The 14,081-nt window shown below is 38.9% G+C and carries 16 protein-coding genes and 1 tRNA gene; 4 read left to right on the top strand and 13 right to left on the bottom strand.

Annotation, left to right across the window (positions count from 1 at the left end; all coding sequences use genetic code 11):
• Positions 1-13: 13 nt before the first annotated feature.
• Positions 14-238, bottom strand: coding sequence for a DUF3820 family protein (locus BM073_RS00570; RefSeq protein WP_091648804.1), 225 nt, complete (start codon positions 236-238; stop codon positions 14-16).
• Positions 239-540: 302 nt separating this feature from the next.
• Here BM073_RS00570 and BM073_RS00565 point away from each other — a divergent pair, with 302 nt between their 5' ends.
• Positions 541-2,757 (top strand): carbohydrate binding family 9 domain-containing protein, encoded by a 2,217-nt coding sequence (locus BM073_RS00565; protein ID WP_091648801.1) that lies wholly within the window; start codon positions 541-543, stop codon positions 2,755-2,757.
• 35 nt (positions 2,758-2,792) lie between these two features.
• Here BM073_RS00565 and BM073_RS00560 read toward each other — a convergent pair whose 3' ends face one another.
• The 11 genes from BM073_RS00560 to BM073_RS00510 form a co-directional block, all read right to left on the bottom strand.
• Positions 2,793-3,740, bottom strand: a complete 948-nt coding sequence (locus BM073_RS00560) for a HipA domain-containing protein (RefSeq protein WP_091648798.1) — start codon at positions 3,738-3,740, stop codon at positions 2,793-2,795.
• Entirely contained in the window at positions 3,737-4,051 is a 315-nt protein-coding gene (locus tag BM073_RS00555) for a HipA N-terminal domain-containing protein (protein WP_091648795.1), read from the bottom strand. The genes BM073_RS00560 and BM073_RS00555 overlap by 4 nt, the downstream gene beginning before the upstream one ends.
• Positions 4,023-4,262 carry a helix-turn-helix transcriptional regulator gene (locus BM073_RS00550; RefSeq protein WP_091648791.1) on the bottom strand — a complete coding sequence of 80 codons (240 nt, stop codon included), beginning with the start codon at positions 4,260-4,262 and terminating at the stop codon, positions 4,023-4,025. The genes BM073_RS00555 and BM073_RS00550 overlap by 29 nt, the downstream gene beginning before the upstream one ends.
• Positions 4,263-4,551: 289 nt before the next feature.
• Positions 4,552-4,639 (bottom strand) — tRNA-Ser (locus BM073_RS00545).
• Positions 4,640-4,734: 95 nt separating this feature from the next.
• Entirely contained in the window at positions 4,735-5,802 is a 1,068-nt protein-coding gene (locus BM073_RS00540) for an asparaginase (RefSeq protein WP_091648789.1), read from the bottom strand.
• Complete coding sequence (locus tag BM073_RS00535; protein ID WP_091649644.1) at positions 5,792-6,574, bottom strand: TatD family hydrolase; 783 nt, start codon at positions 6,572-6,574, stop codon at positions 5,792-5,794. Before BM073_RS00535 ends, BM073_RS00540 begins: the two co-directional genes overlap by 11 nt.
• Entirely contained in the window at positions 6,571-7,674 is a 1,104-nt protein-coding gene (locus BM073_RS00530; RefSeq protein WP_091648786.1) for a glycosyltransferase, read from the bottom strand. Before BM073_RS00530 ends, BM073_RS00535 begins: the two co-directional genes overlap by 4 nt.
• Complete coding sequence (locus BM073_RS00525) at positions 7,675-8,298, bottom strand: polysaccharide deacetylase family protein (protein WP_091648782.1); 624 nt, start codon at positions 8,296-8,298, stop codon at positions 7,675-7,677.
• Positions 8,298-9,521, bottom strand: coding sequence for a PP2C family protein-serine/threonine phosphatase (locus BM073_RS00520; RefSeq protein WP_245756333.1), 1,224 nt, complete (start codon positions 9,519-9,521; stop codon positions 8,298-8,300). Before BM073_RS00520 ends, BM073_RS00525 begins: the two co-directional genes overlap by 1 nt.
• On the bottom strand, positions 9,511-9,762 hold the full coding sequence (locus BM073_RS00515) for a hypothetical protein (RefSeq protein WP_091648779.1): 252 nt from the start codon (positions 9,760-9,762) through the stop codon (positions 9,511-9,513). The genes BM073_RS00520 and BM073_RS00515 overlap by 11 nt, the downstream gene beginning before the upstream one ends.
• A gap of 6 nt (positions 9,763-9,768) precedes the next feature.
• The gene (locus BM073_RS00510) at positions 9,769-10,890 is read right to left on the bottom strand and encodes a glycosyltransferase (protein WP_091648775.1); all 1,122 of its coding nucleotides are present in this window, start codon (positions 10,888-10,890) and stop codon (positions 9,769-9,771) included.
• Between the two features lie 21 nt (positions 10,891-10,911).
• Here BM073_RS00510 and ruvC point away from each other — a divergent pair, with 21 nt between their 5' ends.
• The gene (gene ruvC, locus BM073_RS00505) at positions 10,912-11,487 is read left to right on the top strand and encodes a crossover junction endodeoxyribonuclease RuvC (protein WP_091648771.1); all 576 of its coding nucleotides are present in this window, start codon (positions 10,912-10,914) and stop codon (positions 11,485-11,487) included.
• A gap of 16 nt (positions 11,488-11,503) precedes the next feature.
• On the opposite strand, the gene BM073_RS00500 is transcribed toward ruvC, so the two are convergent.
• A complete protein-coding gene (locus BM073_RS00500) occupies positions 11,504-12,064 on the bottom strand; it encodes a porin family protein (protein WP_091648769.1) in 561 nt (186 codons plus the stop codon).
• A gap of 84 nt (positions 12,065-12,148) precedes the next feature.
• Here BM073_RS00500 and BM073_RS00495 point away from each other — a divergent pair, with 84 nt between their 5' ends.
• Positions 12,149-12,712: a Crp/Fnr family transcriptional regulator gene (locus tag BM073_RS00495; protein ID WP_091648766.1), complete on the top strand. Its 564-nt coding sequence runs from the start codon at positions 12,149-12,151 to the stop codon at positions 12,710-12,712.
• Positions 12,713-12,784: 72 nt separating this feature from the next.
• The gene (locus tag BM073_RS00490) at positions 12,785-14,080 is read left to right on the top strand and encodes a parallel beta-helix domain-containing protein (RefSeq protein WP_091648763.1); all 1,296 of its coding nucleotides are present in this window, start codon (positions 12,785-12,787) and stop codon (positions 14,078-14,080) included.
• Position 14,081 lies beyond the last annotated feature (1 nt).

The raw sequence follows: 14,081 nt of genomic DNA, 5'->3' as shown, positions 1-14,081 counted from the left end.
ATTTTGGGCAGGTTTATTTTTGAGGGTACTTCCTTTTTAGATCACTTAAAATTTGCTCCAGCCCATTCAATCTGATTTCATAGAGGGTATGTAACCACATTCCCAATTTTCCCTCAGGAAACCCCTGTCCATGCATCCAGACCAAGTAATGTTCTGGCACATCACAAAGTAGACGGCCCTTATATTTTCCAAAAGGCATTCTCTTGGTCACTAAATCAATCAGTATTTCTGGGTTCATCCAATAAAACTAAGTGGAAGAAAGAGAATAGGTGGAAATGAGAAGTAAATATTTTCTTCCTTGATGCATTTTTTTTAAAGTCAAATTCACTTTGAAAATGAGGTTCGTGCTTTTACCCTACTCAATCACAGCTGGAATAAGCTTGCTTTTTTAGAGTTTAAAACTTTAGCTATGATTTAAAAATAACATATCAGCCCGAAGCTAGTCAATAATAATATACAATAACACCCAAGCTTTGGACAAGAAAGTACCGCTGATATAAATAAGATTCTCCCCCCATTTAAGCGGCTGTACTTTGCACTATGCTAAGAAAAATTCTATTTATTTTAGTTTTTAGTTTGAGTATAGGCGGTCTTTCTGCTCAGAGTATCATTTTCAAAAGGGTTGAACAACCTATACAAATAGACGGGGAAATTGATGAGGCGTGGAACCTAGCGGATTCTGCCTACAATTGGATGCAATATTTCCCTTTCGACTCTGCTTTGGCGGTTAATCAATCGGTAGCCAAAGTTCTTTTCGATGATAAAAATATCTACGTACTGGGAATACTTTACAGCAATAACCAGGACAGAAAGTACGTCACCCCTTCATTAAGGCGAGACTTTCGGGGAGCTGCAAATGATAATTTTACAGTCATTTTTGACACATTTCAAGATAGAACCAATGCATTTACTTTTGGTATCAATCCTTTTGGCGTAAGAAGAGAAGGTTTAGTCGCAAACGGAGGAACTGGTGAGAGTTCTTTTTCACTCGATTGGGATAATGTATGGAAAGGTGAAGCAAAACAATACAGAGGCTATTGGGTAGCGGAAATGGCAATTCCGCTGAATTCCTTACGATTCAATGAAGGACAGAAGGAGTGGAATATAAATTTTTATCGAATTGACAGTGAAAGTGCCGAAAGGTCAACTTGGGCACCAATTTCCAGAAACTTCACGCTCTTTAATCTAGCAGTATTGCGTGTTGCACAATGGGAAGAACCCACCAAGAAATCCGGAAAAAACCTTTCATTTATCCCCTATATATCAGGCAACTCCAGTAAGAATTTTGAAAATAAAACTGATGCTGTAACAGGCTTCAACGCAGGGTTTGATATCAAATATGGCATCACTCCCGGGTTGAATCTTGACTTAACTGTAAACCCGGATTTCTCTCAGGTGGAAGTTGATCAGCAAGTCACCAATTTGGATAGATTCGAGATTTTCTTTCCTGAAAGAAGACAGTTTTTTCTGGAAAATGCAGACTTATTTTCGAATTATGGAAATAGAGGTACCCGACCTTTTTTTAGCAGAAGAATTGGTGTATCCAGAGATGAAAGCACCGGACAGAACATTCAATCTCCCATTCCTTTTGGAGCCAGAATCAGTGGAAAGGCCAATGACAATCTCCGCGTAGGAATTCTGAGCATGCAGGTCTCTGATGATCAAGCTGCAAGCTTGCCATCCTATAATTATTCCATGGTTTCTTTACAGCAAAAGGTATTTACCAGATCCAATATCTCGGCCTTTCTTGTCAATAAGCAAACTTTCCAGAGTCGCGAAAAATATGCTGACAGTTTGTATAATGCCTATGACAGGACCTTCGGTGTGGATTATAATTTGGCTTCAGCTGATAACCGAATTACCGGAAAGTTCTTTTATCATCAGAACATCAATGAGGTAGCAAAAGACAGTGCCTTCGCAATGGGTGTGGAACTTGAATATAATGTCCCAAAATGGTCTTTGGAAATGCGATCCCAATCCGTTGGCACCAACTATGCACCGGAGGTAGGTTTTGTTCGGAGAACGGACATCCGACAATTAGCCATGACTTATCGCCGAAGCTTCTTCCCTTCTACTGGAGGAGTTCAGCGACACGGACCGGGATTCGATTTTGATGTAGTCGGCAACAAGACCTATGGATTTTTGGATTGGGATGTCAATTTATTATATGACATCAATTGGAAATCCTCCGCACGGTTTTCATTACGGGCGCGAAGACAATACACCTATCTATTCAGAGGCTTTGATCCCAGCGGGTCAGACGGACTCGCTTTACCGGCCAATACCGAATACACCAATAACTTGATCATTGCACGGTACAGTTCTGATGAAAGAAAAATCATTTCTTTCAATCTCGGTACTCGATCCGGCGAATATTTCAATGGAACGAGAATCAACTTGGAGGGAAGCGTTCAGTGGAGATATCAACCTTTAGGCTTTACCAGTTTGGATTTCGAGTTCAACAGAATCAGACTTCCCAAACCCTACAATGATTCCAATCTTTTCCTGATAGGTCCAAGGTTCGATTTTACATTTAGTAAGCAGCTTTTTTGGACCACCTTTGTCCAATACAACAGCCAAATCGAGAATGTAAATATCAATTCCCGATTGCAATGGCGCTTTGCTCCCGTGTCGGATATTTTCTTGGTTTACACGGACAATTATTTGGCAGAAATGAATCCTGATGGATTTATTCAGTTTGGAAGCTCCAAGTCAAGAGCCTTAGTATTTAAAATGACTTATTGGTTGAATCTTTGATTCAAACTGCGAAAAATAAAAGCCTACCGTTTAAATCATAATTTCAATCCCAGCCGATCCGCCCTTTCTTGAATTAAATAAGAGAATTCCAACTTAGTAGTTTTGGTCAAAAAACTTTTGTCGATTATCTCGGACCAACTTTGAATCCCACTTTCAACTCTACCCCAAAGATTTTCGATTGCTTTGGCAGGAATGCTGGATTTTGACATGGCATTATTAAAATCCTCCCTGGATAGTTTTCTCTTCTTACCATTAAGATTCAATGCTAACTCCTCCGGATCGTCTTTTATCAATAAGCTTGTGGCAATCATATCATAAGCGGGAGATAATTGATATTCACCTTTTTTAAACGCTATCAAAGAAAAATTCTTAAAGTGCATGTCATTATTTCCTATCAAAAATGAGACGATAACCTGTTGATAAAATTTCACTACTTCCAATAATGGGTTATGACTAAAGTTGATAATGGCTTTTGCAATCTGCTCATAGGAACCCCTGTATTTATGTTCGGTAAGTCTTCCTGTAAATTGACAGGCATCCTCCATTGGAAACTTCTTATTGGTTGGACTTCTATCTATTCGCTTTGTGAGGTAGGCTAATTCACCACCTAGCAGAGGTATTAGCAAAAAGGGAACTGTTTCTATTCCAGCCTCTTTGGCCATCAGCATCGATAAAGCCTCGATTTCCGGCATTTGAGGATAAAGATCAAATGGAGGCTTTAATATGTATTTTCCATTCAAGGCTCCAACAATCGTTAATCTCTTCTCTTTTTTCTCTTCGATAAAACCCAGTGATAGTTTTGGCTGTACTCCTGTCACAATTATCCTCTGAGAAATGTTTTCTCTTGCAAGTTCTTTAATATTAGCCAAGTCCAGATTAAGACTTAAAATAGGTTCATCCTCCTTCCAAAAATCTTTGAGGCACTTTTGATGATATTGAGATTCTCCATTCAATGCCCGATTACATGCAAGACAAAAATTCATATTTCAATCACACTAATATTCCCAATACAATCCCTGCAAGTTTTTAATAACAAACCCATTCTATCTCTTGGATTCAATTTCCAATTTTGATGTGCAACATCCAATAACCATCCTTCAGGAATCAGTCCGTCAAAAAAAGGAAATAAAGTTTCTGATTTATATGATTCTGTTTGCAATGGCAATGTCAGCGAAACTGGCAATGGGTTCTTTGATTTCAGGTACTTGTCTGAATAGGTAAATGTATACCCATCTTCACCTTCTTCCAGAATTCCTGCCAATTGATTAGCTACCCAAATTTCTCCTTGTCTCATCACTTATTTCAGTTGGAGTTAATGTGTGACCAAAAAACAATAAAACCTGATTGATTTTATCCGCCATCAGATTCGGTTTCCCTTGTTCTAATTCTCTTATAAACCGTATTCCCACACCAGAAATATCAGCTAGTTCCAATTGAGTTAGCCCAGCTTCCTTTCTTCTCCTTCGAACAAATTCTGATATGGCATTATTTCTATTCCAAGTCATTTATTTATACCCTTTTGGGTACAATTTAAAGAAATATTACCAAATTACACCTAAAAGGGTATAATTATTAAAAAATAATGATTACAATACCTTTTCGGGTATATTTTTTAATTCAACTTTCTATTACTTCATTTAAGTGTTGTTTCTACTCATTGCCTTCTAAAATGAGATGGAGTACTATTCTGGAAAATTTATTCCGAGGCTCTTTTTAAAAAACGGATGACTTCGCAACTGGTTAAATTAAAAAACCCTAACTATCTAAAATTCTGATAGTTAGGGTTTTAACTTGCAGAGAGGAAGGGATTCGAACCCTCGATACCCTTTAGGGGTATACACGCTTTCCAGGCGTGCTCCTTCAACCACTCGGACACCTCTCTAGGTTGATTATCCCGATCCATTTCTGAATCGGAGTGCAAAGAAAAAAATTATTCCCCCCGATTCCAAATTTACCTCGAAAATTGCAGCATTTTTATCAGCCTGTCATTTCCCCTGCCAAAGGAATGGTCAGCTTCCTTCTGATTTCTTCAGTGGATTTTTCCTGCCCCAATAAGAACATCAATTTAGTAATCGCAGCCTCGGTAGTCATATCTGCACCACTCACTACACCCACATTCAATAACTCCTTCGATGTCTCATAGCGCCCTTGAATGACTCGACCACCATTGCATTGGGATACATTTAAAATGATCAGGCCTTTTTTGATTGCCCGCTCTAAAGATTTCATAAACCAAGCCTCACTCGGACTGTTTCCAGACCCATAGGTTTCCAAAACAACGCCTTTCAGCCCTTCTATATCAAAGCATGCATCCATTACTTTTTCTGTAATTCCCGGAAAAAGCTTCAGGATCATCACTCGGTTATCCAAATCATTCAGATTAACCAATTTTCGATGAGACTCATAGGGTCTGATCGCTGCCGTATTATAATCGATGACAATCCCGGATTCAGCTAAATTTGGATAGTTTTCAGACTCAAAGGCATCAAAGTGCACACTTTGAACCTTCTTAGCTCTATTACCTCTGAGAAGCATGTGGTTAAAGAAAATACAGACCTCAGGAACAATCGGATAATCATCAATCTTAGCAGTTGCGATTTCCAAACTGGTCATCAAGTTTTCCCTTGCATCAGAACGCATTGCCGAAATAGGCAATTGTGCACCGGTAAAAATTACAGGCTTATTCAGTCCATGAAGCATATAGCTCAGCATAGAAGCAGAATAGGCCATGGTATCTGTTCCATGCAATACGACAAAGCCATCGTAGCTATCATAATTTTCTGTAATGATATAAGCCATATCCTTCCAATGATGCATAGATACATTGGAGGAATCAATGGGCTCCGGAAAAGAAATCACCGTGATGGCAATATCCATATTGGAAAGAATCGGGATTTTTTCCAGAATCTGACCAAAATTAAAAGGCACCAGCGAACCACTTTCATCATAAGCCATCCCCAAGGTACCACCAGTGTAGATAATCAAGACGGAAGAAGTTCTACTGGACTTTATCCGTGTATTGAGTCGAACTATCTTATAATTCATAGCTAAATTCCTTAAATAAGCGAAGGGCATTCTGTTTGGTTTTTAATGCCACTTCTTCTTTACTAAGCTCCAACAAATCCCCTACTCGCTCTGCGATATAAGGCAAATAGGCAGGTGTATTTCTCTTTCCCCGAAAAGGAACGGGAGCCAAGTAAGGCGCATCCGTTTCCAAAACCAGATTTTCAATGGCGATGTGAGGCAAAACTTGATCCAAGCCTCCATTTTTATAAGTACTTACCCCACCTATTCCCAGCAAAAAACCCATTTCGATAATCTGATTGGCCTGAACTAAGTTCCCGGTAAAGCAATGAAATATCCCTTTCAATTTCCCATCATGTTCTTCCCGAACAATCTCTATGGTTTCATCCATTGACTCTCTACAATGCAACACAATAGGAAGCTCCTTTTCTTTAGCCCAAGCTATTTGAACTCGAAGCGCCTCTTTTTGCTGCTCGAAATAGGTCTTGTCCCAATACAAATCGAGCCCGATCTCTCCTACCGCTGCAAAGGGCCTTTTGTCTAACCATCCCTTCATCTCTTCCAATTGAGCTAAAAAGTCTTCCTTGACATCACAGGGATGCAAACCCATCATGGGTATACATAGTCCAGGATAACGCTTTTCGCATTCAAGCATTCTGTCAATGGTGGCTACGTCCACGTTGGGCATGTAGATTTTCTCAACACCATTATTTCGAATTTCTTCAATAACAGCGTCTAAGTCAGAATCAAACTTGGTAGAATAAATATGGGCGTGAGTATCAATCAGGTTCATCGGTATTTTCTTGATTTCCATTTTACAGGAGAAGGCCAAAAGTAATAAAGAATTGTCAGGAGGGAGATAGGAAAAAAGTAAAAATCAAAGCTTAACAGCTTCCAAAATGAAAGCTTACGCCCTGCTTTTTTTGCAAAAGTATAGTGAAACAAGGCCTGGAAAAAGGATTTCGCGCCTGCAACCAGCAAAATCCACCAGCCTATGGAGCTGTATAAAAAGATGATGGCAGGAAAATAAAAAAACTGTAATCCCAGGATCACTTTCCAAAACCATGGCAGGGTCATTACTCCAAACATCCAGCGCTTTCTTTGCGCTAATAGCGTCACCAAACTTGATTCAGCTTTGGTAAAGGCCAAAGTATTCGGACTTACTTCTGAAATCACCTCATAGCCCAACTTGCTGACTGCCTTACTGATTTCAAGATCTTCTGTTAATGAGAAGGGTATTTCCAAAAACCCTCCACTTTCTCTGTAAGCAGAAGCTTTGATAGCCATATTATTCCCCAGACCAGTGGTGGATAATTTGATATCAGAGGCAACTTTGACAAAGCCCTGAGTATTCCACCAATCAATTTCCTGAAAAAACGAAGATATCCCGGCCCCAGCTACTTGGGTGATACCTAGGGCTATTCCTGTTTTTTCTTGAAAAGAAGAGATCATTCCCTTTATCCATTGAGGATTGACTTTACAGTCAGCATCTGTAAATAGAAAATAATCACCTTGTGCTTTTTTTGCTAAAAGCCCAAGTGCAAAAGCTTTAGGATTTTTTTCAGTTGATTTTACCTCCTGAACGCTGAGGTAATTGGCATTTTTATTTTTTTGACACCAAGAGTCTAATAACTGAGGCGTCTGATCAATGCTTTGATCATCTGCAAATAAAAATTCAACTTGGTCTTCTGGATAATCCAACAAATCAAAAGATGCTAATAATTGGGGTAAATGTTGTTCTTCATTTCTTGCTGCAACAAGAACAGAAACTTTTGGAAATTCCTTCATCTTTTGAATATTCCCATAGGATTTCCAATAGTGATTAATCCGAATGATCACCACTATAAATTGATGAATTAAAAAACTGGAAATTAGGGCAGCAACTAGGAGCATTTAGAGAGAGGCTGTTTCCCAGCCTTGATCCAGCACATAATCTAAAAAATCCGGAAGGAAAGCAGGCAAAACTTGCCGAGTTTTTTCTTGATCATGAAATAATACGATAGACCCCGGTTCCGTATGCTTTTTAGCTATAGATAATATTTGAGAAGCACTTAGCTTAGGATCGTAATCAGCAGAAAGCACATCCCACATGATGATTTGGTGTGTTTGGGAAACTTTTCGGGCTTGGGTATTAGTCATCCAACCATACGGAGGCCTGAATAAACCAACTTTGACCCCTAGGCGATCCTCCAAGATCTCATCGCATTTCTGAACATTCTCCAGATAAGTTTCAGTAGAATATTTGATTCCAAAAAGATGATTAAAGGTGTGATTTCCTATCCCATGTCCTTCCTGAATGAGATTATTTGCCAGTTCAGTATGCTTTTTTATATTATCCCCCACTAAAAAAAAAGTAGCTTTTTGGCCTCTTTTTGCTAGCTCATTCAACACAAAATCCGTAACCCCGGGAACTGGTCCATCGTCAAAAGTCAAATAGACTTGGGGAGTATCCTTCTTCCAAATCCTTTTAGGAAAAAGTAGTGGAGCAAGTTTGGGAGTTTTGGGAAACCAAGGCATTATTTGAAACTCAAACTGAACAATGTCAAATCATCCCTTAAAGGGACTTCTCCGGTGAAGGCCTTCAAAACGTCTAGAAACTTTTCATGAAAATCTCCAGGATCAATGCACAAATGATCCTTCACAAAATCCGATAATCTATCTTCTCCAAACTCTCTTTCTTCTTCGTCCAAGGTTTCTGTCAAACCGTCTGTATAGAGATGCAGCGTAAAGTCAGCCGACAAGTCTCTATTTCCGATTTCCAAAAATGGCAGCTCTTCAAAAGCCCCTAAAATAGTGGTTCCCGCTTCCAGTAATTCTATTTCATTTTCATCCTCCCTACATAAAATCGGAGGATTATGTCCGGCATTGACATATTCCAACTTTCTGGTTTTATGATTGAATTTACCCAAAAAGAACGTGATAAATCGCTCCCCATGGGTATTGTCAAAAAGTGTGTAATTCAACTGCTTAACAATTGTCGGCAAGTTGGCATCACTTCTCAAAAGAGTTCTCAAGGTAGCCTGAAAATTAGACATCAATAAAGCCGCTGCAATTCCTTTCCCCGAAACATCCGCGATACAGAAATAGGACACATCCTCAGACTGCTGAATGAAATCATAATAGTCGCCTCCTACCATACTGTGAGGGAAATAGGTCACTTTTGCCTTTAATCTTTCCTCATCGGGCAATTTTGAAGGAAAGAGCATTTGTTGAACCTTAGACGCGATAGAAATTTCACGATTGAGAACTTCCTGCTGAAGTTGTTTTCTTGCAAAACGCTTATTTTCCAAAGCCACCACCAGAATATTAGTCAGTGCTTGAGTAAAATTCAGATCCAGCTCCTCTTCCCTATCTTTTCTTCTCAGAAAAAGAATGGCCAGCATCTTTTCCTTATGATATACCGGAAGGTAAGTTTCCAATTCTTCAAAAGAGAATTCAGCATTGAGTTCTAAGCGCAGCTGCCCAGATTTTTTTTCATCTTTAACCTGATCTCGCGGAATGTATGGAGGCACTTTACCTTTTACTCCATGCGCTATCTTTTTTTCAAAGCCTTCTTCCTTCGATACATATAGAAGGAGAGATTTTATATTCAAGTGAACCAAGCAGGTAAACTTAAATATATCCCCTAAAACCGCCTCAGGCTGATTTTCATTGATCGCTTGAGTGATTTCTAAGAGCGCTTTAAGCTCCAGTTCTTTACGCTGATATTTATGATTTTCTGATATCAATTTATAATGCATTATGAGCCATTAAGCCCTCTTTGGTAGCCAAGTACAGCAATTCCGATCCTTCTTTCATTACATCTACTTTATCAAACCTTTCCTCATCCGGAGCGGATAAGCACTTAATGTAGCCCTTTTGATATAAGGATTGAAGGGTTTTTAGGATCAATTCATCCTCCCAACCGGTAGATTCTTGTAAATAACTGAATGGCTGTACAAAGTAGAGCTCATCCAATAAATCAAATTCCTCTTCGCTCATGATTATTCAAGCCAAACTTTTCTTTATGATCTTTCTCCCTTTCCAGTATCCATTTCCCGATAAACTTTTCATTCCAACTAATAAGACATAAAAAGGATGTGCAAAAGTGGTGAAAAGTATTCCTCTTTTTGAAATTGGGAGTTTAAAACTACTCAGGACTTTTCCCAAAGTCATCCATTCGGTGAAATATTTGATAGTCCAGATTCCAAGAAATAACAAAATCCCCATCCAGCCTTCAACAAGCAAAATCACTGAACTCAACCAAACCAACTGAATTAAGAATGGGATTAAACCCGCTATACTGTGAGAAAAAGACTGGTGTTTATCCCACTTAGAAGCCCATCTGGCTCTTTGATTAAGTAACTTTCCCCAGCTTTCCTCAGCCTGCGTCAAAACCAAGCTTTCGGGATTTTTTAAATAGATACAGGAGTCTGATCCAAACTTACCATGTATCTTTTTCAACAAAAACTCATCATCGCCGGAAAGGTAATTTTCATTTCCAACATACCCATCCACAGCTAAAAAAGCTGATTTTCTAAAGGCTAAGTTTGCAGCACTGCACATTAAGGGATTTTGATTTTCAAAAGAATAATGAGTAACCAAAGCAATACTGGCCCAATCCAACTTCTGAAATTCATTAAATAAATTATTTCTACCCAGCACTTGAACTGGTCCTGCTACTAATTGAGTTTGAGGACTTGAAAAAGCTGCCCTTATTTGCTCCACCCAATTTTCAGGAAAAACACAATCCGCGTCTGAGGTGAGAATCAATTCACCCTCCGCCAAGTTAACTCCCGTTCTTAATGCCGCTTTTTTTCCTTCTCCTATTGAAGGTATCACCTGAACTCGATGATCTTCTCTGAAAGCCTCAAGCAGAATTTCAAATGAATTATCCTCACTATGATCATTAATCAGGAGAATTTCCAAATTGGGATAACTCAATTTTTTGAGTTGAAATATGAGAGAAAGCAGATTTTCTGCTTCATTTCGAAAAGGGATTAAGAGGCTTGCAGAAAGGTTTTCTGTTCGAAGTTCGGAATAGTTCTGAGCTTGTCGCTCCCAATAGGACTTTAATCCCAGCAGCGTTAGGAAATAGAAACAAGCAAAAAGCAGATAAAAACTTAGCATCTTTTGGGCTAACTTGCGGATGTGAGTAAAGCAAGCAAAAAAGAATCAAAGGAAAAAATCATTTTGGGGATTGACCCAGGGACTAATGTCATGGGTTATGGGTTGATTCTCACCGAAGGAAAGCAATATAAACTCCTGCAGTACGGCGTGATCCACCTTAAAAAGTACGAAACGCATGAGTTGAAACTGAAGAAGATTTTTGAAAGAATCACAGGGATCATAGATGAATTTTTACCCGACACTGTCGCCCTAGAAGCCCCCTTTTACGGAGCAAACGTCCAATCCATGCTCAAATTAGGCAGAGCTCAAGGAGTTGCAATGGCGGCAGCATTGGCCAGAGAAATTCCCATTACTGAATATTCTCCGAAAAAAGTCAAGCAATCAGTAACAGGAAATGGTAATGCCTCCAAAGAACAAGTAGCAGCTATGCTACAGACCCTTTTTAAATTGGAAGAATTACCGAAAATGTTGGATGCCACAGATGCCTTAGCTGTGGCTTTATGCCATCATTTTCATGAGGGACGAGTTCAGACAAGAGGTAGAAGTGCCGGCTGGAAATCCTTCATCGAAGAAAATCCTGACAGGATTAAAAAATAGACAGCAGGAAAACTGATCAGTACGTACTGTAAAGGTCAAATGAAACAGAAAGCTTCAGAACCTGATTTTTAACGTTTCTCCCGTAATAGTTCAAATTAGAAAACCCCATATCGTAACTGATTTGAAAATTCAACTTGGGCACTGGAGATGCGCTAATTCCCACTACTCCCGCAAAGTCATTTTGCTCCAAAACATTCATATCTGTTTGCACATCTCCCGGCTCTTCTCTTTTTCTTGAGATTAATTTACTGTATTGCGGCCCTGCAAAGACATTCAAAACAGGAAATATGTAAAGCCTTACCAGTAGAGGGAAATCTACATAATCCAAACTTTCAGTAACAACAGCTCCGGAGGGAATGGCGTTAGTTTCAAAGCCTCTTTGGGAAAATTGCACTCCAGGCTCAATTGCTAAAGACTCGGTTCCCAAGGTATAATAAACCCCTCCATGGAATCCCGGATTCGCTTTATAATTAGTATCTGAAAAATTGGAAGATGAAAAACCAGCTCTCAATCCAAATTGAGCATGGGAGGCTGAAATCAATCCAACCACAAAGAATAGCGTTAAAACCTTTCTCATATGTTCATTATGTTTTAAATTTCCATAAAACTAACTGAAGCGCATTATTTAAAAGTAATTCGGTTGATTTTTTTAATTTGTGCTATGAAACAATCAACGGGCCTCTTTGAAAATATTACTACTGTCAGTGAAGCGACTAGAGTAGGTTTTATTTCAAAATTAGAAGAAATCAAAGCTGAAAAAGGTTTTAAGCTGGAACAAGAAGGTCATGTTAGTGGCTACTTGTATTATATTTCTGAAGGCTCTGCAAGAAGCTATTATACCCGTGAAAACAGAGATATCACGGTTTCTTTCTCTTTGGAAGGGGAATTTGTTACAGCAATGCACTCGTTTATAACGAGAAGTCCCAGCTACGAAACCATTGAAACTTTGGAAAAATCATTGCTGTACCGGATTTCACATCAGAATTTACAACAATGTTTTGTTGAATTTCCGGAAATGGAAAGGGCTTACAGGATCATATTAGAGAAATATTACATCGCGCTTGAGGAGCAATTAATCTTCTCCAAATTTAAATCCGCGAAGGATCGATATCTGGAATTGATGGATAAAAAGCCTAAGATTATACAGAAGGCTTCAGTGGGGCAAATCGCCTCTTTTCTGGATATGACTATTGAAACACTCAGTAGAATACGAGCCAGAATTTGAAATTTTGACTTTTATCAAGGTCTAAAAATCAGGGATAGGTTAATTTTGATATAACCCAGAATTAGCCTACACATGAGAAAAATTGCCTTTCCCCCAGCTCTGTTAGTTTTTTTTCTATTACTGATTGGATGCTCGGAATCCAACCATGAGCAACTTTTTGATTCTTCCAAACTTCCTAAGAAAAGTATAAAAGAAGTAGAGCGTATAATTGAAGCTTTTATTATGGCTGAGGATAGTTCTGTGATCGAGATCCCAGAAGGTTTTTATGAGTTGAATACCCAGCTAATCTTGGATAATAAATCCAATGTCACCATTAAGGGAGCCGGAATGATGAAAACAGTCCTTTCTTTTAGAGGCCTTAAAACCGGTGGAGAGGGTGTAAAAATTGTTGGGAATAATATCAAAATAGAGGATTTAACTATAGAAGATGCTCCCGGAGATGGGATTAAAGCACAGCACACGGATGGCATAGTATTTCGGAAAATCAATGTTACATGGACGAATGGGGATAAATCAAAAAATGGAACTTATGCGATCTACCCAGTGCAGTGTAAAAATGTAGTCATTGATGATTGCGTCGCATCTCATTCCAAGGATGCCGGGATATATGTTGGTCAGTCAGAAAATATTATTGTCAAAAACTCCTTGGCCTTCGGAAATGTCGCTGGAATAGAAATTGAAAATTCTGATAATGCTGAGGTTTTTAATAATGTTGCCAGAAATAATTCTGGCGGCATTTTGGTCTTCAATCTTCCTGGCCTACCTAAATCGGACGGAAAAGGAACCAAAATTTACAACAACCAAATTTTAGAGAATAATCATAAGAACTTTGCTACGCCTATAGGAGAAGGACCAAACGGAAATACCGTAACCATGATCCCTCCTGGTTCAGGCATTGTGTTGCTAGCCGCAAAGGATGTGGAAGTTTTTGGTAATAAAATCCTTAGAAACAAAACCGCCGGAATAGCCATAGCCAGCTATCAAATTACTGGTTTTCCTACATATGCCCCAAACTGGTCTCCGTATACCAGCAATATTTACGTTCATGACAATGAATATGACAGAAGTAAGGGATTCCCCGATTTGACAAGGGAATTGGGTCAATTGGTCAGTTTGTATAATGCCCATGGAAAAGCCAAAACCCAGGATATTATCTATGATGGTTTCTGGGATCAAAATCTTTCCAAGACTATTGAAAACAACCCCATGAAGATTTGTATTGATGAAGCCAATATGTCTGAACTTTTCTTCACACTTTTTGACCTGACAGGAGGAAAAGAGGAAATTAAATCCAGTAAAAACTACCAGCCATTTACTAATTGCACTGTTTCTGTTGCAACTGATATTTCAGTAATTCAAAGCTTATAAT

The organism is Algoriphagus ornithinivorans (assembly GCF_900115305.1).
Taxonomy (GTDB): Bacteria; Bacteroidota; Bacteroidia; order Cytophagales; family Cyclobacteriaceae; genus Algoriphagus; species Algoriphagus ornithinivorans.
The sequence above is the reverse complement of the archived record's forward strand: the minus strand, read 5'-3'. Positions and strand labels throughout refer to the sequence as shown.